We start from the raw sequence: 20,288 nt of genomic DNA on the forward strand, positions 1-20,288 counted from the left end.
AACTTGGAGCTTAAGCTCAGAGTTCTTTTTGCCCAAATTTTCTATTGGATATTTCAGCAGGAAGAAAATGTTATTTCGGTAAATTGACATGAAAATCGGGGTTTGGCTAGCAAGCCCTAAGTATCAGGACAGCTGCACAATGTACGGGGAAATGTCTTCTATGCACCTTATGAACCGTGTTATGAATGATATCGTATAATACGCAAAATCAAAAACAGCCTTACAGATTAATTTCTTCAGAGCCGACTTTACTTAAATTTATTAATGGCCTGTTGTAATTCATAAGCTAAAGTAGAAAGACCTTGGCTTGCATTCGCAATTTCGATCATTGATGCTGTTTGCTCTTCAGAGGCTGCCGAAACTTGCTCTGTGCTGGCGGCATTTTCTTCGGCAATGCGATCTAATTTCTTTACCATTTCAATAAGTTGATTCTCCTTCTTTTTCATACTTTGACCAGAAACATTTAAGTTTTCAATGATTTGTTTGGTCTTTTCTACGGCTTTGGCGATTCCTTCAAAGCGCTCACTCGTAATCTTAACACTGCTTTCTTGCTTCTCCGCAATGACTGAACTTTTCCCAATGATTTCTACGGCACTTTGCGAATTCGATTGTAACTCATCTATTACGGAATTAATTTCGCTGGTCAAATTGCTAGATTGTTCCGCTAACTTTCGAATTTCTTCTGCCACAACGGAAAACCCTCTTCCCGCTTCACCAGCCCGGGCTGCTTCTATAGCCGCGTTTAGAGCTAATAAATTAGTTTGATCTGCGACATTCTGAATCTGTTTGCTTGCAGAATAAATTTTCTCAGCACTTACATTCGTTTTATTGATCCCTTCCTCGATCCGATCGGTATACTGTTCTCTTTCTCTTGTACGCTCTATTAGTTCTGTTATAGCGATTATACCTTCGTTTTTCATTCTTTCAACGGTTTCAGCTGAATTGTTTAAGTCATTTAAATATTGTTGATCCAGCTCAATAATCTTGCCCAACTCCGCAATCTCATTAACGCCGTTATCTGTCTCTAAGGCCTGAGTGGTTGCACTTGATGCAATTTGTTCGATTGTTTTAGAAATCTCTTCAACAGCTTTGGCTGACTCTTGTGATATGACTGTTAATTCTTTAGAAGTTTCCGTAACCTGGTTCGTTGTTTGCAACAAGCGATTCAGGATCTGTTTTTGACTGACATTTGTCGCTTTGATTGCTTGTCCGAGAATAGCAAACTCATCGTTTCTATCGATTAAACGTTTGACGATTGTTTCGGTCAGTGTATTCTCGAACCTATTTTTATACAATACGACATCCGATTGTATTTCTTCAATCTCGTTCAAGACAATGTCAGTGGGGATAACTCCCAGGAACTTACCCTTAAAAATAATCGGCATAACAACACTCGCCATTAAAATCTTTTTGCCTTTAATATTTTCCTCATAAGGCTCAGTTATTGTGATTTTATGGGTTTTCTTTGGCACACTGTACCATGGCTGATTATAGATATCCCCGAGAGTAATAACCTTAATGTCTTCATCCTCATCACGGTAAACATAGGCCGTAAAAGTACCTTTATCATAGTAATCTACATTCCGGAAACTGCTGTCTTTCTGGTCAAAAGCATTAGGTTCCCAAAAAGAACTTAATGCGATAAATTCGTGATTTTCCTTTAACAATTTCTTTTGAATATTTATTAGCATTTCACGGTCCAATCTATTACTTTGAAGAATTGCCGATATTTCGTCATTTAACTGCTCAACCAATTTGACTCCTTTTTCTAAAACCATGTAATCCCCTAGTGATCCCCGTTTTAGATATTCTATAGAGTAATCTAATAACTCGAATGTTTTTTTTATAAGCAATAAGCAAATAGTCATGAAGCCGACGACACTAACTAAAAGCAATAGAAAAGCAACATTGCTATTTCTAAATATGAGACCTAATAAAAGCATAACCCCTGCGAACACTATAGGTACAATGTAACGTTTTAACCAATTACTCACAATAACTCCCCCTCTTAATCTTCCCTATTATTAAAAAAGGGCTCTTCATATACACCCGGTAACCGGGGTTGAATGAAGAGCCCTTTTGCTCACTATTCCTTTTTATATTTGTGTATTGAGACGATCAAAAGTAACCTTTTCAGCTACGCTACTCGTATACCCATGAATACTCTCCCTTACTTATATACCCATATACTTATATAAGTTCTTTCGACATGTTTTACGAAATCCCTTCAAAGTTGAAGGGATTTTAACGAAATAAGACCCGCCTGCACCCATCTATTCCTCAGAGATCACGTTGAAAAAGCCAAACTATTTCAGTTCTTAAATTGAACCGGTGCTACGGTCATAGCCTTAACCGAACATTATATGATGGATCCCGTAGCCAGCGTTTGCGGTCGGTTTTCGCTGCCAAAGAGGCCAACTATTTTGATGTTCACAGAATTGCCAAGGATCATAAATGTTTGTTTTATTAATATCGTCAAGGTAACTCTGATTCAAATATTACTTTATTGGAAGCATCATACCCTTTAAGTTTTCCGAAATAGTTGTTATCAGTATTATCAGTCCAAGGAATTAAAAACATATTATCGTAAAACTTTGTTTGTGTCAGAACCTGACCATTGCTTAGAGTAAGTTCAATTCTTTTAACTCGAGCATTATTGATAATGCCGTAAGCAACGAAATGCTCATACGACGCCGACCAGGAAAAAGCAACAGCTTTAGTCTTATCGTTTTCTGTGCCAATCGAACCGCCACCAGTTCTCCAAAAGAAACCGAGGGTTCTTTCTACACTATTGCAAGAATACCATTTGTCATAATTGGCAAGGATGTATTTCCCACCGTCAAAATCCTCAACATGAACTACCTCCGACGGACCATAATGTAAACTTCGTTCAGAATGCTCGTGAGCTGATAAAGGCGTCAAATAAAGCGCTGTTTGTGTAATAAACAAAAAGCATAATCCTAAAAAAACCACTAGGTTTTTAACAATTTTTTGGGATCTACTCATTTTTAATCCCTCCCTTTAACGGGATTTCGACACGGTATTTCCGATTGTATTGGTCATAATCTATAATTAAAGTGTCCGCTTCATCGGAAAAATTCTCAACCGTTCTTCTGACAATAGGTCTTATTCCTCCGCCCGATCCTGCAAAATACTCGTTCCCTAAGTTGTCGGAGATGATCCCGATACCTCCTAGACTCCACCCAGTCCCCCAAAACTGGGTTTCATAATAATCATAAATAATATTCAAATTCCCATTTCCTTCGTATATAACATTCCGAAAGTTAATAACCGTATCATCCAAGTGAACCGTTTTATTAACCGTGATGTTATACACTATATTAGCTTTTGAAATATCCTCGATGGGATTATCATCCAACAAGGACGTGACGATCGGTAATCCCACAAAAAAAAGATCGACTATGACCAATAGCACCACTGCTAATCGCGTCAGCATCCATATCCAACCAACCAGAGGATTGTGCTGCTTGTTAAGTTCAAGCCCGATTTCCTGAGCATCCCCCATATCGGTGATAGCTGACTCTTCAGCGTCTTCTGCCTGACCCGCTTCAGTGTAATCCTCTATTTTGTCTAAGAGGTGGCTTTCCAATTCAGTCTTTATTGCGAATCTATCAAAGGAAAATTTAACATAGGATAAGATATCTTCAATAAACTTATCCCCCTTAGGCGAAAGCATGGGCGTCACCGCCTATTACTTTATTAACTGCCATCGAATAGATTTGCCATTGTTTCTTTTCCTCGACAAGCTGTTTTTTTCCTTTACTCGTAATTTGATAATATTTGCGCTCTTTGCCAGCGTCCCCTTTGGCCATATATGATTTGACATAGCCGTTATTTTCAAGTTTATGTAAAACCGGGTAAAGTGTCCCTTCCTTAAATTGAAAGGTACTGTCAGAACGCAGCTCAAGCTCTTTGATTATCTCATACCCATACCTATCATTTTCTGCCAGCAAGGACAATAATAGCAAAAGTGTGCTTCCTCCGAGCAGACCTTTATCAATTTTCACATCAACCCCTCCTCAAAATTAACACCTTGATCATCTATGTATAATATATATAGATGATCAAGGTATTTCAATTACAATTTTATAAATAAAGTAGATCGTGGTTTTAACCCAATCCATAATGGGGTGAAATTTACCTCTGACTCTTTCACCGAAGAAGAAAACCGCACCATACAGCTGGTTAACTATATCATTTACTGGTTAACTATATCATTTATAAGTTCACAGGCACAAAAAGGTGCGTACTTGTAAATTTACTCCTTGCTATTATAATGAAAGTGTCTATGATTAAGACAAGTATTAATTAAATTATAGGAGACGATTGCTAATGGTCAAAGTACTTTCTATCAACGGCGGTCCGCGGAAAAATTGGAATACGGATACCTTATTGCAAAAAGCCCTTGAAGGATCAAAATCCGTGGGAGCTCAAACAGAAGCTGTTCATTTGTACGACTTGAATTTTAAAGGCTGCACCAGCTGCTTTGCTTGTAAGAGGAAGAATTCCAAGTATGTCGGACACTGTGCTATGAAGGATGACTTAAGTGAGGTTCTGGAAAAAGTTCTGAAATCCGATGTCCTCTTCTTGGGATCACCCATCTATTTTAGCAATGTGACCGGTTTAATGCGTTCTTTCCTGGAGCGCTTGCTCTTTTCCAACCTTTCCTATAATGAGGGGCATCGCTCCGTTTATCCAGGGAAGTTGTCCTCGGGTTTTATCTATACCATGAATGTTCCTGAAGAGTTTCTGCAGCAAGTTAATTATGAAGCTCTATTTGAACAGACTAAAAATACCCTACAATTACTCAATGGAACCTCTGAATATCTAATTTCCGCCGATACCTACCAATTTGATGACTACTCCAAGTATGATGCAGCCATGTTCAATGAAAAACACAAATTCCAAGTGAAAACAGAGCAATTCCCACTGGATTGTCAAAAAGCCTTTGATATGGGAGCCAGACTGGCCCGGGACTAACGTCTTTTACTATACAAACTGCGTTTCAAAGTAAACAGCGGCTTGCTTCTACCACCCACCCCAAGTTTAGGTTAAACCCCAAAAAAACGGCGGCCGCGTTGCCGCCACTTCTCCACCTAACTTATGGCAAGACAAACTAAGCGCCATCAGGAACAGCCTCCTCTATCGTAACTCCACGAACGCAAGCAGCCTCCTTCTTGTTTAAGATGAGGCTGCTTTTTCCGTTCATTCCCTAAATACTTATGCCACTCAGGGCTTATCAAGACTTCAATGGGTTTAAAATATTGTTCTTACCGTTGGATTGTGCTCAATGCGATGAGTGAGCTTGTTATTAAATCGTTGCTTGAGGGGGATAAGCTATTTGAAGAGTTACTATTGTCAGCACCTTGTTTTTGCAACATTTGGTATCTTACCTCACTAAAAAACCAGTTCTCCTGGTCTATAGCCGGCAGGCAATTCCTCTTCACTCAAAAATTCGAATTTATCATCGCGCAGTATGGGTAAAAACACTTCGTAGGGTATCCTTAAAAACGCACAAGTATAATTACTGGATCCGACCCACCTGCCCTCATTGCCACTAAAATTCAAACCTCTGGCAAATTTCGTATAGTTTGAGCAATCATGAACGGCTAAATCCCAGCATTCTTCAACGGCTATTTTCATTAATTTCAGCGTTAATTCCCTACTCCAAATCGGAGATATATAGCCATGTCTGGAAATATACATGTTTTCCCCGTAATAATTGTCTATGTTATTGGCATTTAGGTGCAATTCTGCACAATTGATAAAATCGAGATTTGTCTCTAAGATCGCTTGCTTCTTCCGGAAAAAAGTTTCAAAGAACTCAGGAGTCATTGGCGTTTCAATACCGACATGTTTAATGTATTTTTTCGCTATTGCCATAATTTCAATCACTTTGTCCGAACAATTTGAGGCACCCAGGTTGAAACGCAGCTCGTCAAGACCGGCTTCACCTAAAGCCTTCAGCGTCTCTTCCGTTGCTAACGTGCCATTTGTATAAAGATGTTGATGAATCCCTGCATCACTGAATTTCTTGATAACCGGATAGTATTTTTCAATTTCCATAAATGGCTCTAAATAAACGTAGGAAATGCCCGTGGGCTTCTGTTGGATGGAAAGCAGTAAATCAATGTCCTTCTCATAAAATTTTGTGTCACCGATTTCCCACATGCCTTCGCCGACCGGAGCAATAGCATCCAGTTCTCCATAATGATAGCAGAACTTACACTCTAAGTTACATTTGTTCGTTTTCCGGATTGCACTCAAACCGGTTCCCATCAGACAGGAACGACATCCTTGGGGGAATTTGATTTCATTTCCCACAAAAAAAGTTCTATTCTCCAAAGTTTTTAAGCTTCTGATTTCCAACATTAAGATATCGTTTCTATGATCGATCGCAGCCTCAATCTGGGCAAAGACAGCGTAAATGATTTCTTGTTGTTTTGTCATAACGTCCTCATCCTCTGGTAATATTGAAAAGAATTCAAACCAAAACAACGCATCTTTCTTTGAAATTTTCATAACATGTCCTCCGTTAATTAATTTCTGCTACTTCTGCATAAAACTAAAGCCTAAACTGTTCCATCCTCCTAAAGCAATGATAATGGTATTTTCTTGATTCCAGTCCAGATAGTCCTGGTATCTGAACAAAGTTGGACTTTTTACTAATTTTACACCATATTTTAGATGAAATGGAATAATTGTTGCAAAATTATAATAATATTATATTTATATATAAGTATTCCATTATGATAAAGGAGGGATAAGAAGACAGATTTCAACCTTTAACATTCTAAACTCTGATTCTATAAAAGGGAGGAAGAACATTGGATAGTAAAAAAGGCATTATTTTTACAGGAGCAGTTATTGGGATACTGGCAGTTATCCTGGTTCGTTTTGGCAATCCTGTGAACATGGGGATCTGCATCGCCTGCTTTATTCGAGACACTACGGGAGCTTTAGGCTTACATCGCGCAGAAGTTGTTCAGTACATACGTCCTGAAATTATTGGGATTGTCTTAGGAGCTTTTCTGATATCATTTGCTAAAAAGGAATTTGATGTTCGAGGAGGCTCATCCCCCTTCATTCGATTTATGCTTGGTTTTGTGGTTATGATTGGTGCCTTAATGTTTTTAGGCTGTCCGCTCCGCATGGTCTTAAGACTGGGAGGCGGCGACCTTAATGCTCTGTTTGGCCTGGCCGGATTTACTGCCGGAATTATTGTGGGCATTATTTTCTTAAAAAATGGCTTTAGTCTTAAGAGAACTTACAAACTGTCCAAACTTGAAGGTTACCTTTTCCCCCTGTTTAATGTCGGGCTTTTTATCCTTCTCTTAACAGCACCTGCCTTTATCTTCTTTAGTACCAAAGGTCCGGGAGCCGGGCATGCGCCGGTCTGGATTGCTCTTGCTGCAGGACTGATTGTCGGTGCCTTAGTGCAAAGAACCAGGTTGTGCATGGTCGGTGGTATTCGAGATGCTATTCTCTTTAAAGATACTTATTTAATTTTAGGATTTATCTCCATCATTGTTTTTGCCAGCTTAGGAAATTTATACTTTGGCTTTTATAAGCTCAGTTTTGCCGGTCAATCCGTTGCCCATGCTGATGGATTATGGAATTTTCTAGGCATGGCTCTGGCAGGTTGGGGTTCTGTGCTTCTGGGGGGGTGTCCTTTAAGACAACTTATTCTGGCCGCCGAAGGAAATGTTGATTCTGTCATTACAGTTTTAGGGATGTCTGCCGGAGCGGCCTTTGCCCATAACTTTTCCCTGGCCGCCAGTGCTCAAGGACCTTCCCCTAACGGAAAAATCGCCGTATTCATTGGTTTTGCTCTCTTACTTCTGATTGCTTATTTCAACCAGGAACGAGATGCCAAATCGACTGTCCCAGGAGGTGTTAAGATTGGCACAAATTGATACAAGAGGAATGTCCTGTCCCCATCCGATACTGATGACTAAACAGGCACTTGAAGTTAACTCGACTGAAATCGCCGTCCTGGTTGACAGTAAAACAGCAAAATCAAATGTAGAAAGATACTTGAACTTATCCGGTTACACTGTTAATACTATTGAACTGGACGGTGAAACAAATACCTTTGAAATATCAGCGAAGAAGAAGTAATCCTATGACTTATATTGTGCTCTTCTACACGAACTTTTCAGCGATTAAATTCGCCAAGTTTATTCAAAGATTTAACTATCCGGGAGAATTGATCCCTTTACCCCGCAAGTTGACTTCCAGTTGCGGTATGGGGGTAAAATTCTACTTTACCAAGAGTCTGACCGAGATTATTTCTGAGGAAATCGAGAAGATTTATGCTGTTGAAGGAAATCAGTACCAATTAGTTTATCGTGCTAAGGAGTGAACTTAATATAGTAAGGGCTTCGTTAAATGACGAAGCCCTTACTAAAAGGAATGGTGTCATGAACGGATTATACTTAGATAATGCAGCCACCTCATTCCCTAAGGCACCCGGGGTAGCTGATGCTGTCGCCGGATTTCTGAGCAATAGTGGGTGTAATATTAACCGGGGGCTTTACACCGCATCCTATGAAGCTGCTAATATTGTCTATGAAACACGGGAACTTCTATCTAACCTGTTTAATTTTCCTAAACCGGAAAACGTGATTTTCACTAAAAATATTACAGAAAGTCTTAATGTTATCCTTAAAGGGTTGTTGAAATCGGGAGATCACGTGCTTATTTCTTCGATGGAACATAACGCGGTTATGCGCCCCCTGGCTTCACTGGCTGAAAAAGGGGTTGAAGTATCAACGGTTCTCTGTAATAACAAAGGGGAGCTTTCCACCGGTGATTTAGTCCTGCAAATTAAGTCTAATACAAAAGCGGTTATTATGACTCATGCCTCTAATGTCAGTGGTACGATCATGCCTTTAGAAGAAGTCGGCCAACTATGCAAAGAGCATAACTTGCTTTTCATTGTTGATAGTGCTCAAACAGCCGGTTTCTTAAGCATAGATTTTGTGGCGCTTAAGGCGGATGCTTTTGCCTTTACAGGCCATAAAGGTCTCCTTGGCCCTCAAGGAATAGGCGGCTTTTACCTGAATGATAAATTAGCCGCTCTGGTCGGACCCTTGATCGAAGGGGGAACCGGAAGTGCATCAGACAGTGTTCTCCAGCCCAGCTATCTGCCCGATCGTTTTGAAGCGGGGACCTTAAACTTGCCGGGGATTTACGGGCTCAATGCCGCACTTAAATATTTAAGTGCGGATAGAATTCCTGCCATAAGAGAAAAAGAGTTGAGTCTTGCGCAGAGGTTTATGGAAAATGTGCAAACCTTGCCGGGTATTCAGCTCCTTGGCCCCGCCCCCAAACAAGACCGAACCGGGATTGCTTCTCTTAACTTTTTGAATCGTGATAATGCGGAAGTCAGTTATCAATTGTTTAAGGACTTTGGAATTATGACCCGCTGCGGCCTGCATTGCGCTCCGGCAGCCCACCGGACACTTGGTACTTTTCCCCAGGGAACCATACGTTTTAGTTTCAGCCATTTTAACTCCCATCAGGATGTGGACTATGTGATTGATTTGCTAAAGGGGCTATTTCCCCCCAAAAATTAAGGTACCTTATCCAAAAACCACGTTTATGAAAATGATAACATGATTAATTGGCATTCACAATCATGTTATTTTCTCTTTATAATTTAATTACTACCTTAGGAGACCTTGATCGGCAATCATCTAAGAGATCTTGGCGGATGACCATATAAAGGAGGCTCAATAAGAAAATAGCATAGCCCCAGGCAACAAGGTGGTGAAGATTACGAACCTGATACTCGCCTCGAAAATTAACAACAACCCAACCAAACAGGGTTTGTACGATTCTATTAGGGTTACTGCCTCCGCGCATAGCAAAACCCGTAAGTATCATAAAAAGAGTGAAATCCAGCGATTCATCCGCTACTATATACCTATATCACTTCAAGAGTATTCGGCCTTTGGTGGGACTTGAGAATGTTTTGATGCAGATTGCTTGCAGGCCCTCGCAGGCCTTCGCTCTTTCGAAGGGACATCATCCTTATATTGACATCAGATAATTTACTTGATATACTAGCAAAACAAAAGCAAATTGTAACGCGATGATAAGGAGAAGTACATACTCCCGATATTCAAGAGAGAAGATGGTTGGTGCGAATCTTCATGGAGGAAGTATGGAAGTAGCCTTTGAGCAGTGAACCGAACGAGAGCAATCTTTAGTAGACTTCAACGGAGTTTTCCACCGTTATCTGGAAAGCGGTATCGATTACTGTATTCGTGCTGATTTATTCAGTACCCTATATTAGTTTTCCGTACTGACAGAGTGCAGAGGTCTTTCCTCTGAATTTAGGTGGTACCACGGAAGTAGATTCGCCCTAAGCTAAAGAAAATTTAGTTTAGGGCTTTTTTGTTTGCTCATATAAATTTTTAAGGAGGAAACATGACTATGAAACAAGTGAGAGGAACCAGTTTATTAGTAAAAGCGTTACGGGAAGAAGGAGTCGATACAGTATTTGGGTATCCGGGAGGACTGGTAACGGATATTTTCGACGAACTCTATCTGCAGGATGCCATTAAGGTTATCTTGCCGCGACATGAGCAGGCACTGGTTCATGAGGCAGACGGTTATGCACGTTCGACAGGCAAAGTGGGAGTATGCTTGGTGACAGGTGGGCCGGGTGCGACAAACATGGTCACCGGAATAGCAACTGCTTACTATGACAGTGTGCCGCTGGTTTGCTTGTCAGGACAGGTTACCTCTAACTTAATTGGAGATGACGCCTTTCAAGAGGCTGACATCATTGGTATCACGAGAAGTATTTGTAAATATGGAGTCATTGTTAACGAAAGGAAGAATCTAGGCAAAATTCTCAAGGAAGCTTTCTATATTGCCAGAACCGGGAAACCTGGCCCGGTATTAGTTGATTTACCGAAGAATATTATGGTTGAGTTAGGCAGTGATGACTATCCAGAGACGGTGAATCTCAGAGGGTACAAGCCAAGTACAAAAGTACACATCGGACAGCTTAAAAAAGCGGTGGATTTATTAAAAGCTTCACAAAAGCCGATTTTCCTGATTGGTGGAGGGGTAAATATCGCCGGAGCCTCCGCTGAACTTACGAAGCTTGTGGATCTAACCAAGATTCCCGTCGTAACCACCATGATGGGAAAAGGAAGTATTGACACTAAACATGCCTATTATCTCGGCAATGTTGGTATGCATGGAAGTTATGCGGCCAATATGGCCATTACGGAATGTGATCTGCTGTTTTCCATCGGAACAAGATTTAGTGATCGAGTTACGAGTAAAATCAGTGAATTTGCCCGCAAAGCTAAAATCGTTCATATTGATATTGATACAGCCTCCATCTCCAAGAATATCAAAGTGGATATACCCATTGTCGCTGACGCCAAAGAAGCTATTGAAGCAATGCTTAAATATGTCAAAGAACATGATACAACAGAATGGCTGAAGCAGCTTGAAACCTGGAAAGCATCGCACCCTCTTACTATGCAAAATAACCAAGGGCTAACCGCCAAAAAGATACTTGACCATATCAATGAAACCTTCAACGACGCAATCATAGTCACGGACGTAGGACAACACCAAATGTGGACAACTCAGTTTTTAGAGTTAAATGAGAATATGAAGCTGTTAACCTCAGGGGGGATGGGAACAATGGGCTATGGTTTCCCTGCCGCCATAGGTGCAAAAATAGGAAACCAAGAAAAACAGATTATTTGCATTTCCGGTGACGGAGGAATGCAGATGAACATTCAAGAGCTGGCTACTGCTGTAGCAGAGGAGCTTCCTGTAATTATTTGCCTATTTAACAACAGCTCTTTAGGAATGGTACGACAAGTTCAAACACTCTTCTACGAAAAGCATTATTCCAGTGTATGCACAAGACGCAGGAAAGCATGTGATTTAAGATGTAGTGGTTCAAGTGATCAATGTCCTGTCTATTCACCGGATTTTGTCGCCTTGGCTAAGTCTTACGGAGCAGAAGGTATCCGTGTGACAAGTGATAAGGAAATTGGGACCGCCTTCGAAGAGGCCTTAAAGAACACAAAAAGTCCTACCATCATCGAATTTATCATGGACAAAGATGAACTTGTTCTGCCTATGGTCCAAGGTGGAAAACCATTGTATAACATGATTTTAGAATATTAAGGGAGGAATAAACCATGGAGAAACGCTGGATTTCACTGTTTGTTGAAAATGATATCGGTGTATTGGCGAAGATTTCAGGCTTGTTTGCAGGAAAAGCCTATAATTTAGAAAGTCTGACGGTGGGAATGACAGAGGATGAAACCGTTTCAAGAATGACCATTCGATTAAAGAGTGATGACGAGACTTTTGAACAGATCAAGAAGCAATTAAATCGTTGTGTAGAAGTTATCAAAGTCATCGATTTTACGAATAGTCCGATTCATATGAAGGAATTGCTCTTTGTGAAAATAAGAAAATGCTCTAAAGGTGATATGGAAGAATTGTACAGAATTGCTGAGGTCTTTGGTGTTTCAATCATCGATTACGATCCAGAAAGTGTCTTGATGGAATGCGTTCAAACAGAAAGCAAGAACAACGATCTGATTAATCTCCTGAGCAGTGATTTCAAAACCATTGAAGTGGTTAGAGGCGGAAGTGTTGCCATAGAGTCTATAAGTAAGACAGAGTGGTAATTACGTACAATAACACAATATGATCGAGACATATAAAGAACAAGGTGCTCCGCATCAACCCGGCGGAACACCTTGTTCTTTAGGGGGTGTCAGGGGACGGTTCTTTGTCACATTCTGATACGCTGGACCATACCTCTATTTATCATAAGGAGCGATGCAATTTCTCTGACCGATAGGTCCGATTTTTGTCTCAATTCTAATATTATTTGATTTCGTATATCTTCAAATCCCTTTAGTCTTAGACTGTCAAGCTTTATGCAGTTATGATTCAGAATCTCTTCAGTATACTGTTTAGCTGCAATTTTGCCTCTTATTATGCTCTTCTTTTTCGTTTCGGATTCCTCAATATCCATAAATTCAATAGCCTTTGCTTCCTTCGAAAATTCAACAAAACACTTTTGGGCTAGAATTGGATCATGCGAAAATAGTTTTAGAATTGCGGCTTTATCAATATTTAGAACAGTATTGTTCAGGTCCTTTATGTAATGAGGGTAACTACTCCATTTATAATCATTTGGTGCCCTAGCAATTCCAGCTTTAACTGGGTTATTGTGTATATATCTTATGGCTTCAAGCAAATAGGCATCTGTTTCAACAGCTTGGCTTTTAAACCTGTCATGAAACAGATGCCCTATTCTTTCATATTTCTTATTAAAATAATAGACATAACTTGTATTGATCCTTTTGACCAGTTTTCCTAATTTCTCATGTTCACCGGAAAGAAGAAAATGTACGTGATTATCCATGAGGCAATAGGCATAAACAGAAAAATCTTCACACTCTGACTTTTCTTTAAATGTGGATAAGAATTTGTTTCTGTCCTCGTCATCAATAAAAATATCTCTCAGTTCGTTACCGCGAAACATAATGTGATATATTCTGCTGTTGCTTCTTTGTCTTGCACTTCTAGGCATTTCCTCTCACCACTTAAATTATCTTTTGTCCATATATTACCCTATTTTTTACCTTGTGTCACTTCCCTGTCACTCCTATCATTCTGTGTCGAAGAACCGTCCCTTATCACCCCTCTGTGTCGAAGAACCGTCCCTTATCACCCCTTCACCCTTTAGACTGCGCCCATGCCGGGCGCACTGTAGGTCAAATTCGTCACTAGTGACGAATTTGGGTTCTTTCCATAGTAAACGATGCCAATGTGCTTCAGCCACTCTCCAAAATGTGAGCTATATGATCTATCCAATCTTTCGATCCAATACTTAAATATCTCGTCCCCAAGATAAATAATTTTCACCTATATAAGGGTTAGCGGGATTATCCATCCTTCATGCCTGCAACTGATGATAACGCTTTTATGATGACGCCGTTGTGCTTGATGCCTGCAATGAATATCGTGGAAAAACAAACACTCTTCCTTTTTCAGCATAGTATAGACAGAGGGGTAATTATTAAAATGATTGCTTTAAACGATATAACCGCTATCAATAAATCAGAGTCAAATCTGAGCTTAGTTAAAGACGAACGTATAGGGGATATTCTTTTTCTTATTGCTTCAATTATAGCCTTAATCTCAACTTACCAAGCTGAGAAGGAGATAATTTCCAAGAAATTCAATAAAGAATCCCTACCGGATGATTCTGCATATTACGTTGCCGCCGCAAGCTGGACATTCTTTATATCAAGCATCATTTTAGCTTATGTAGCGATCGCCAGGTACTGCCAGTTTGCAACTGCTGATCCTGATGTTTCTCCTTTAACATTAAAGAGCAGGAAATATTCCGCAATAGGAAATATCATTAGTGTTATTGGCTTTTGCTTGACTGCCATTGGTGACCAATTAAAGGCAAAGGGTTCTTCTTCCGGTGGGCCAACGATATCTCGATAATTTTGGAATATTGGAGGGCGTACCTTAGGTCATAAAGCCAGGGCACCTTTAATTTGCAGCAGCAAGGAATGAATATATGCCTATTCCTTGCTGCTCGGGATACAGACGATTTATGGATCATAAAACGGTTTGGCCCGTCACTTTTTCAAAGCTGTTTCTTTTAAACTGCAAGCGCTAAACGTGCTGTGTGATGCTTGTGTTCTCCAGAAATGAATCAATATAACGCGACTGTTTAGGAGGTGCTGCTTGCTGTGAAACCTCAAGGTAAACACTTATAAACTATAAAATCTGCCGGTGGTTTCACTTTTGGGAATTCTATTATTCCTGGTGTGTGACATACTGGGGGAATCAAATAGTTTGAAAATTGTTTGCATCTTGATATTGACTGAAAAATACATCCCGTATATAATATAGTTGTCAAGACAACTAAGGTGAGGATTTAGATGGACTTTAAACTAGAGGATTCATTGGGATTTATCCTAAGTAAGACAAATACAAGGCTAAAAAATAAGTTATTACAACGATTCAATGAATATAATGTAACACCGGAACAATGGTCTGTCCTAAACTGTTTATGGACACAAGAAGGTCTTACCCCTAAAGAGTTAGCTGATATGATCTTTAAAGACAAACCAAATACTAATCGCATTCTTGAAAAATTACAAACAAAAGAACTAATTGTTCGCAAGCCTCATCCAGTCGATAGAAGAGCTTATCAAATTTTTCTAACTAATCGTGGGTGGGCATTAAAAGATGAATTGGTTCCTAAGGCTATACAATTATTAGAGGAAGCTACAAAAGGAATCGAAAAACAAAAAATCGCAGAAATAATAAAACTGTTAAATCAAATGTACGATAATATCAGCTAATAATTTTTTAGCGTTATAGTTGTTATGACAACTATAACTAGAGTTGAATAGGGTGGATTGAGAGATAAAAGGAGGCAACTAGTATGAAAAACTGTTTATAACTTATGTCTGGATTAACCACCGATAATTGTTAGTTGATAATCAAAGAAGAAGACCCCAAGAAATAATGCTATTTGAGATCCGTAAGCGAAAAGAAGAATAAGAGGTGTTAGTATGAAAAGCAAGATTGCCGATTCCATAAAACTTAAAAGCCAACCCGTTGCAGTATTCCGTACAGATGTCAAACCTGAAGGGGCCTTACAGTTTAAGGAAGGAAAATGGGGCTGTGTGATTTCAATGTTAAATGCTGCCGCCAAAGGCCGTGCCGCTGTTTTTGACGAGAAATCGACTTCATGTACAGGGGGCAAAGTTGGCCTTGGTTTTAACCGATTTCAACTTGGCTTTATTGAATATTTTTTGTCAACCGGCGGTGTCGGTAATCGAGAAGGGGAATACTATAAGAAAAATCCTGAGCTTGCAGCAACATTTGCTACCGGTTTACCCGAAGTTACCGCAAAAACTTATATTGTCTTTAAACCTTTAATAGAATTAGCTGTGGACGAAGCACCGGAAATCGTTATCTTCCTAGTTAATGCAGACCAACTATCCGGCCTGGTACAGTTCGCTAATTATGATAAATCGACCCAAGACAATGTCAAAATAGACTTTGGTGCCGGCTGTCATCAGTCCGTACTCTATGCTCTAGAGCAAGTAGAGCATGATAATTCCAAGTGCATTGTAGGGCTAACTGATCCCTCGGCACGTAAATTCATCGACAAAGACATCCTTTCATTCAGTATCCCCTATCAACGGTTTTTAGAGTTAGAAAATCAAGTGGATGAGAGCTTTCTGACCAAAGAAACCTGGCTGCCAATTGCATCTCGGATTGAGTAGGGATACAGGGACTTCCTCTTTAACGTCTTGACCTCCGCAGATTATATCTTAGAGGGTAAATTTTACATCTCCATGCTGAAAGATTTTAACAACAGCAAAATAGAAGAAGCGAGTGAAGTCGTTCAGCAAAAGCGGTCTCTTCCACTTCGACTGTGGAAACAGACCGCTTTTTATATAGAAATAACCACTTTGAATTTTTGGGCCAAGTTTTCACACGGTCCCCTTTTTTTGCGCGTAAGCAAGGTACCAGGAATATCCAGGCCACCGCTTTCATATCCGGAATAGTTGCTTGACTTACCTTCAGCAAGGTGGCCAGTTCTCACTGAGGACACCGGGGAGTTAATTTTCCTTCAAATAAGGAACTCCCAATTTAGCTGGCACACTAAAGGATTTTCTGGAAATTGTTAAAACAATGGTCATAATATAGGGCAAAGCAATAAATAATTCATTGGGAAATAAGGCACTGTTCCCTATGGACTGCATATAAATAGCAATGGCTTCAGCAAATCCGAAAGCTAGGGTACCAATAACTGCTCCTTTGGGATTCCAATTGCCTAAGAAGCAAATGGCAAAAGCAATCCAGCCACGGCCGCCAATAATATTCGTCGTAAACATGCCCAGAAAACCAATGGAATAAAAAGCACCGGCTACTCCGCCCATAACCCCTGCTAAAAGCACCGCAAGAAAGCGAACTTTAAGAACATTGATGCCTGCCACATCCACCGCCTCAGGATTTTCCCCGGCAGACCGGATGGTTAAACCAATAGAAGTTCTGTAGAGCATGAAATAGGAGAACGGCGCCAACAAATAGATAATGTAGGTCAATATATTTTGATTAAACAGTATTTCCCCAAGTAGCGGAATTTTTGAAAGCAGGGGAATTGGAATCGTTGCTAATGGATTAACGGTTAGCGGAGTTATAGGAACCCCAAAAATGACCCGGTGCAAAAACGAACAAAGGCCTACTACCAAAAGATTGATGGCCACCCCTGTAACCACTTGATGCTGATTTAAATAGATGCAAATCCAGCCGTATAAACCGGCCACCAATAAACCGGCCAGCATGGCCGCTAAAAATCCCACGGTCAAACTGCCGCTTAAATACCCTCCCACAAAACCGGCCCAGGCTCCCATTAAAAAAATCCCTTCAATAGCCGTTACCATCATCCCTGTTCGTTCGGCAATGACCTCCGCCAAAGCTCCAAAAAGCAATGGCGTCCCCATCATGATTGTTACACTTAACAAATAGATCATTTTGCCACCGCCTTTCGTAACTTGCGTTTTTCCCGGTTATTTTCCAACCAGGTCCGAACAAAATACGAGAGAATGACAAATACCATCACAAAGCCTTGCATCAATTCAATGATACTTGAGGGGATTCCTGACATCTGCCCCATAATAGTACCGCCAACCTTCAGGGCACCAAATAAAACAGCGGCAAAAATTATGCCTATGGGGTTGCCATTGGCTAAAATGGCAATGCCAATCCCAGCTGCTCCAAGGTCCGGATTAAAGCCCTGAACCAGCATATGCTGTACCCCGTTGACTTCCGTAAATCCGGCCATTCCGGCTAAGGCTCCACTGATAAAAAACGCCAGGATATAAAGTTTCTTGGCATTGATACCGGACATTTCCGCGGCTCCAGCATTATACCCTACGGCACGGATGCGATAACCCAGGGTCGTCTTGTAAAGCAGAACCCAAACCCCTACACAGGCCAGCACTGCCAAAACAAAACCAATGTGCAGCCTGGTACCGGGGATGATGCGAGGCAACCAGACAGAGGCTGCAAGCGCGTCCGTTTGAGGGTATTCAGCTTTCGTTTCCATGAGAAAGGTTCGCAGCGAATAATTCATAATGGCCAAAGCCACATAGGTGGACATCATACTAACCAAAAATTCATTGGAATTGTACTTGGCCTTGACAAAGCCGATAAATGCCCCCCAAAGGCCTCCGCCAACAATGGTTAGGAGCAAGGTAATAATTAGTACCAGCCAACCGGGCAGGATGTTCTGAAGCAACAAGGATCCGGCGGCTGCAATTACCGCACCGATGTAAAACTGCCCTTGGGCACCAATATTGTATAAATTGGCTTTGTAGGTAAAAGCAAAAGCTAAAGCAGTGAACATTAAGGGGGTTGCTTTCACGAAGATGTCAGCAAAGGTATAGCCATCACGCACCACCGAGGTGATTAATACACTATAGGCGTTAACAGGATTTTTACCTAGAAAAAGCAGCATTAACCCACTGGCAACGAGTCCTAAGACAATGGCCAGAATATTGGTGATCAGAAGATCTCTTAGCTTAGCCTGCATGGTTGCTCACCTCTCCTTTGCGAAATCCGGCCATTAACAGACCAATCTTTTCGGTGGTAAGCTCGGCACTCTTAAATACCCCTTGTATTTCCCCCTTATACAAGATCGCAATCCTGTCAGAAAGGGCAAAAATCTCCGCAAGCTCAGTAGAAACCAGTAAAACACTTTTTCCTTTGGCACGTTCCTTAAGAATAACTTGGTGAATGTGGTTAACCGCGCCCAAATCTAACCCTCTGGTCGGTTGATCGAAGACGATGACCTTCTCTCCATTACCCACTTCCCTGGCCAAAACCACTTTTTGTTGGTTGCCCCCTGATAAACCCCGGGCAATGGTCTCCGGAGAAGGGGCCTTAATGGAATAGTCCCGGATCTCCTGTAAGGCGTATTGATTAAGTTTCTCCTTGTCAATAAACCCGCGCTTTTGCCATTTTTTATCGTAACTACTCTTCAGCAGCATATTTTCGGCAATGGACATATCCATAATCATGCCATCACTGCTTCTGTCCGCAGGAACATAGCCAATTCCCAAGTCAATCCTGGCTCTGATTTTCCGTTCAGTAATATCCTCCCCATCCAGCAAGACTCTCCCCTTTGTCGGCAAAATAGCACCACACACTATTTCGCAGAGTTCCTGCTGTCCATTGCCACTAACCCCGGCAATCCCCAGGATTTCTCCTTTGTGCAAGGTCAAAGAAATATCCTTCAAGGCCGGAACCCCGGTTTTCTCCTGCACAGTAACATGTTGGATTTCCAAGCGCACTTCCTGATCAAGAGATTCCTGCCGATCATCTTTAGTTACCCAATTCAAATCTCGGCCGATCATCAATTTGGATAATTCCAGTTCGTTGGTCTCAGCCCGTTTTATGTCTCCATAGACCCTTCCCGCCCTCATGACAATAATCCGATCTGCAACACTCATGACCTCTTTTAACTTGTGGGTGATAAAAATAACCGAATTACCTTGGGCAGTAAAATCTCTGACAAAGCCCATGAGGTTTTCAGCCTCTTGAGGGGTGAGAACTGCCGTTGGTTCATCCATAATTAACAGATTGGTTTTTTGATACAGGGCCTTTAAAATTTCGACTTTTTGTTGAACACCTACTGCCAGGTCACGGATATAGTCATTAGGATTAAGCTCAAAGCCATAAAGCTCAGCCAGCCTTTTGATTTCTTCCCGGAACAATTTATAATCAATGACTCCCTTAACATTGCCTAAGATAATATTTTCTGTCACTGTGTGAGCAGGCACCAGAGAAAAATGCTGTTGGATCATGGAAATTCCCAGTTCCATGGCTTCCTTGGGCGAATCTATTTTTATCTCCTTGCCATCTTTCAATAATTCCCCTTCGTCAGCCTTGTATAGTCCGTAGAGGATCTTCATAATCGTACTTTTACCTGCTCCGTTTTCTCCCAACAAAGCTAAAACTTCCCCTCTTTGAATGGAAAAAGAAACATCTTTATTAGCAATAACCTTGGCAAAGTATTTACTGATCCCCCTAAGTTCAAAAAAAGCTGTCCCCACAATTTCACCACCTATTCAAAAAAATAGAGGCACCTCTCGGAACCGCTATTTTCTTGATTTATTTATTGATTTATCCTTAAGTACCTTTATAAAATTCAAACGAAC

General features: G+C 40.8%; 19 protein-coding genes and 1 other annotated feature. Of the genes, 10 read left to right on the forward strand and 9 right to left on the reverse strand.

The features are described from left to right. Nucleotides 1-248: 248 nt before the first annotated feature. The 4 genes from LJE72_RS03445 to LJE72_RS03460 all read right to left on the reverse strand — a co-directional run bounded on the left by LJE72_RS03445 (nucleotide 249) and on the right by LJE72_RS03460 (nucleotide 4,028). Nucleotides 249-1,994, reverse strand: coding sequence for a methyl-accepting chemotaxis protein (locus LJE72_RS03445; RefSeq protein WP_229246237.1), 1,746 nt, complete (start codon nucleotides 1,992-1,994; stop codon nucleotides 249-251). 481 nt (nucleotides 1,995-2,475) lie between these two features. After that, the gene (locus LJE72_RS03450) at nucleotides 2,476-3,006 is read right to left on the reverse strand and encodes a hypothetical protein (protein WP_229246238.1); all 531 of its coding nucleotides are present in this window, start codon (nucleotides 3,004-3,006) and stop codon (nucleotides 2,476-2,478) included. After that, on the reverse strand, nucleotides 2,999-3,697 hold the full coding sequence (locus tag LJE72_RS03455) for a permease prefix domain 1-containing protein (RefSeq protein WP_229246239.1): 699 nt from the start codon (nucleotides 3,695-3,697) through the stop codon (nucleotides 2,999-3,001). The genes LJE72_RS03450 and LJE72_RS03455 overlap by 8 nt, the downstream gene beginning before the upstream one ends. After that, the gene (locus LJE72_RS03460; protein ID WP_229246240.1) at nucleotides 3,684-4,028 is read right to left on the reverse strand and encodes a PadR family transcriptional regulator; all 345 of its coding nucleotides are present in this window, start codon (nucleotides 4,026-4,028) and stop codon (nucleotides 3,684-3,686) included. The genes LJE72_RS03455 and LJE72_RS03460 overlap by 14 nt, the downstream gene beginning before the upstream one ends. Nucleotides 4,029-4,353: 325 nt before the next feature. Between LJE72_RS03460 and LJE72_RS03465 the strand changes: the two genes are divergently transcribed. Then, a complete protein-coding gene (locus LJE72_RS03465; protein WP_229246241.1) occupies nucleotides 4,354-5,001 on the forward strand; it encodes a flavodoxin family protein in 648 nt (215 codons plus the stop codon). Nucleotides 5,002-5,418: 417 nt separating this feature from the next. Here LJE72_RS03465 and LJE72_RS03470 read toward each other — a convergent pair whose 3' ends face one another. Further along, nucleotides 5,419-6,543, reverse strand: coding sequence for a radical SAM protein (locus LJE72_RS03470; protein ID WP_229246242.1), 1,125 nt, complete (start codon nucleotides 6,541-6,543; stop codon nucleotides 5,419-5,421). 305 nt (nucleotides 6,544-6,848) lie between these two features. Between LJE72_RS03470 and yedE the strand changes: the two genes are divergently transcribed. From yedE to ilvN, 6 genes are all read left to right on the forward strand, one after another. Further along, a complete protein-coding gene (gene yedE / locus LJE72_RS03475) occupies nucleotides 6,849-7,937 on the forward strand; it encodes a YedE family putative selenium transporter (RefSeq protein WP_229246243.1) in 1,089 nt (362 codons plus the stop codon). Continuing rightward, entirely contained in the window at nucleotides 7,915-8,142 is a 228-nt protein-coding gene (locus LJE72_RS03480) for a sulfurtransferase TusA family protein (RefSeq protein WP_229246492.1), read from the forward strand. Before yedE ends, LJE72_RS03480 begins: the two co-directional genes overlap by 23 nt. A 4-nt stretch (nucleotides 8,143-8,146) precedes the next feature. Further along, entirely contained in the window at nucleotides 8,147-8,386 is a 240-nt protein-coding gene (locus LJE72_RS03485; RefSeq protein ID WP_229246244.1) for a DUF3343 domain-containing protein, read from the forward strand. 58 nt (nucleotides 8,387-8,444) lie between these two features. Continuing rightward, nucleotides 8,445-9,602, forward strand: coding sequence for an aminotransferase class V-fold PLP-dependent enzyme (locus LJE72_RS03490; protein ID WP_229246245.1), 1,158 nt, complete (start codon nucleotides 8,445-8,447; stop codon nucleotides 9,600-9,602). Between the two features lie 509 nt (nucleotides 9,603-10,111). After that, nucleotides 10,112-10,399, forward strand: a binding site (T-box leader). A 65-nt stretch (nucleotides 10,400-10,464) separates the two neighbouring features. Further along, nucleotides 10,465-12,192, forward strand: coding sequence for a biosynthetic-type acetolactate synthase large subunit (gene ilvB, locus LJE72_RS03500; protein WP_229246246.1), 1,728 nt, complete (start codon nucleotides 10,465-10,467; stop codon nucleotides 12,190-12,192). 14 nt (nucleotides 12,193-12,206) lie between these two features. Next, nucleotides 12,207-12,704 carry an acetolactate synthase small subunit gene (gene ilvN / locus LJE72_RS03505; protein ID WP_229246247.1) on the forward strand — a complete coding sequence of 166 codons (498 nt, stop codon included), beginning with the start codon at nucleotides 12,207-12,209 and terminating at the stop codon, nucleotides 12,702-12,704. A 107-nt stretch (nucleotides 12,705-12,811) separates the two neighbouring features. On the opposite strand, the gene LJE72_RS03510 is transcribed toward ilvN, so the two are convergent. Next, on the reverse strand, nucleotides 12,812-13,618 hold the full coding sequence (locus LJE72_RS03510; protein WP_229246248.1) for a transposase: 807 nt from the start codon (nucleotides 13,616-13,618) through the stop codon (nucleotides 12,812-12,814). 368 nt (nucleotides 13,619-13,986) lie between these two features. Between LJE72_RS03510 and LJE72_RS03515 the strand changes: the two genes are divergently transcribed. The 3 genes from LJE72_RS03515 (at nucleotide 13,987) to LJE72_RS03525 (ending at nucleotide 16,346) form a co-directional block, all read left to right on the forward strand. Continuing rightward, nucleotides 13,987-14,544 (forward strand): hypothetical protein, encoded by a 558-nt coding sequence (locus LJE72_RS03515; RefSeq protein WP_229246249.1) that lies wholly within the window; start codon nucleotides 13,987-13,989, stop codon nucleotides 14,542-14,544. A 443-nt stretch (nucleotides 14,545-14,987) separates the two neighbouring features. After that, the gene (locus LJE72_RS03520) at nucleotides 14,988-15,413 is read left to right on the forward strand and encodes a MarR family winged helix-turn-helix transcriptional regulator (protein ID WP_229246250.1); all 426 of its coding nucleotides are present in this window, start codon (nucleotides 14,988-14,990) and stop codon (nucleotides 15,411-15,413) included. 213 nt (nucleotides 15,414-15,626) lie between these two features. Further along, the gene (locus LJE72_RS03525; RefSeq protein ID WP_229246251.1) at nucleotides 15,627-16,346 is read left to right on the forward strand and encodes a DUF169 domain-containing protein; all 720 of its coding nucleotides are present in this window, start codon (nucleotides 15,627-15,629) and stop codon (nucleotides 16,344-16,346) included. 339 nt (nucleotides 16,347-16,685) lie between these two features. Here LJE72_RS03525 and LJE72_RS03530 read toward each other — a convergent pair whose 3' ends face one another. The 3 genes from LJE72_RS03530 to LJE72_RS03540 are packed head-to-tail and all read right to left on the reverse strand — an operon-like array spanning nucleotide 16,686 to nucleotide 20,183. Further along, nucleotides 16,686-17,600, reverse strand: a complete 915-nt coding sequence (locus tag LJE72_RS03530; protein WP_229246252.1) for an ABC transporter permease — start codon at nucleotides 17,598-17,600, stop codon at nucleotides 16,686-16,688. Beyond that, entirely contained in the window at nucleotides 17,597-18,661 is a 1,065-nt protein-coding gene (locus LJE72_RS03535; RefSeq protein WP_229246253.1) for an ABC transporter permease, read from the reverse strand. Before LJE72_RS03535 ends, LJE72_RS03530 begins: the two co-directional genes overlap by 4 nt. Then, on the reverse strand, nucleotides 18,651-20,183 hold the full coding sequence (locus LJE72_RS03540; RefSeq protein WP_229246254.1) for an ABC transporter ATP-binding protein: 1,533 nt from the start codon (nucleotides 20,181-20,183) through the stop codon (nucleotides 18,651-18,653). Before LJE72_RS03540 ends, LJE72_RS03535 begins: the two co-directional genes overlap by 11 nt. Between the last annotated feature and the right edge of the window lie 105 nt (nucleotides 20,184-20,288).

This window comes from Desulfosporosinus shakirovi (assembly GCF_020595055.1).
Lineage (GTDB): Bacteria > Bacillota > Desulfitobacteriia > Desulfitobacteriales > Desulfitobacteriaceae > Desulfosporosinus > Desulfosporosinus shakirovi.

What these genes read in the sequence shown, in the direction of transcription:
- ilvN (WP_229246247.1), top strand. Translation starts at nt 12,207, where the DNA reads ATGGAGAAACGCTGGATTTCACTGTTTGTTGAAAATGATATCGGTGTA.
- LJE72_RS03490 (WP_229246245.1), top strand. Translation starts at nt 8,445, where the DNA reads ATGAACGGATTATACTTAGATAATGCAGCCACCTCATTCCCTAAGGCA.
- LJE72_RS03530 (WP_229246252.1), bottom strand. Translation starts at nt 17,600, where the DNA reads ATGATCTATTTGTTAAGTGTAACAATCATGATGGGGACGCCATTGCTT.
- LJE72_RS03515 (WP_229246249.1), top strand. Translation starts at nt 13,987, where the DNA reads ATGCCTGCAACTGATGATAACGCTTTTATGATGACGCCGTTGTGCTTG.
- LJE72_RS03535 (WP_229246253.1), bottom strand. Translation starts at nt 18,661, where the DNA reads ATGCAGGCTAAGCTAAGAGATCTTCTGATCACCAATATTCTGGCCATT.
- LJE72_RS03520 (WP_229246250.1), top strand. Translation starts at nt 14,988, where the DNA reads ATGGACTTTAAACTAGAGGATTCATTGGGATTTATCCTAAGTAAGACA.
- LJE72_RS03465 (WP_229246241.1), top strand. Translation starts at nt 4,354, where the DNA reads ATGGTCAAAGTACTTTCTATCAACGGCGGTCCGCGGAAAAATTGGAAT.
- LJE72_RS03510 (WP_229246248.1), bottom strand. Translation starts at nt 13,618, where the DNA reads ATGCCTAGAAGTGCAAGACAAAGAAGCAACAGCAGAATATATCACATT.
- LJE72_RS03450 (WP_229246238.1), bottom strand. Translation starts at nt 3,006, where the DNA reads ATGAGTAGATCCCAAAAAATTGTTAAAAACCTAGTGGTTTTTTTAGGA.
- ilvB (WP_229246246.1), top strand. Translation starts at nt 10,465, where the DNA reads ATGAAACAAGTGAGAGGAACCAGTTTATTAGTAAAAGCGTTACGGGAA.
- LJE72_RS03485 (WP_229246244.1), top strand. Translation starts at nt 8,147, where the DNA reads ATGACTTATATTGTGCTCTTCTACACGAACTTTTCAGCGATTAAATTC.
- LJE72_RS03525 (WP_229246251.1), top strand. Translation starts at nt 15,627, where the DNA reads ATGAAAAGCAAGATTGCCGATTCCATAAAACTTAAAAGCCAACCCGTT.
- LJE72_RS03455 (WP_229246239.1), bottom strand. Translation starts at nt 3,697, where the DNA reads ATGCTTTCGCCTAAGGGGGATAAGTTTATTGAAGATATCTTATCCTAT.
- LJE72_RS03470 (WP_229246242.1), bottom strand. Translation starts at nt 6,543, where the DNA reads ATGAAAATTTCAAAGAAAGATGCGTTGTTTTGGTTTGAATTCTTTTCA.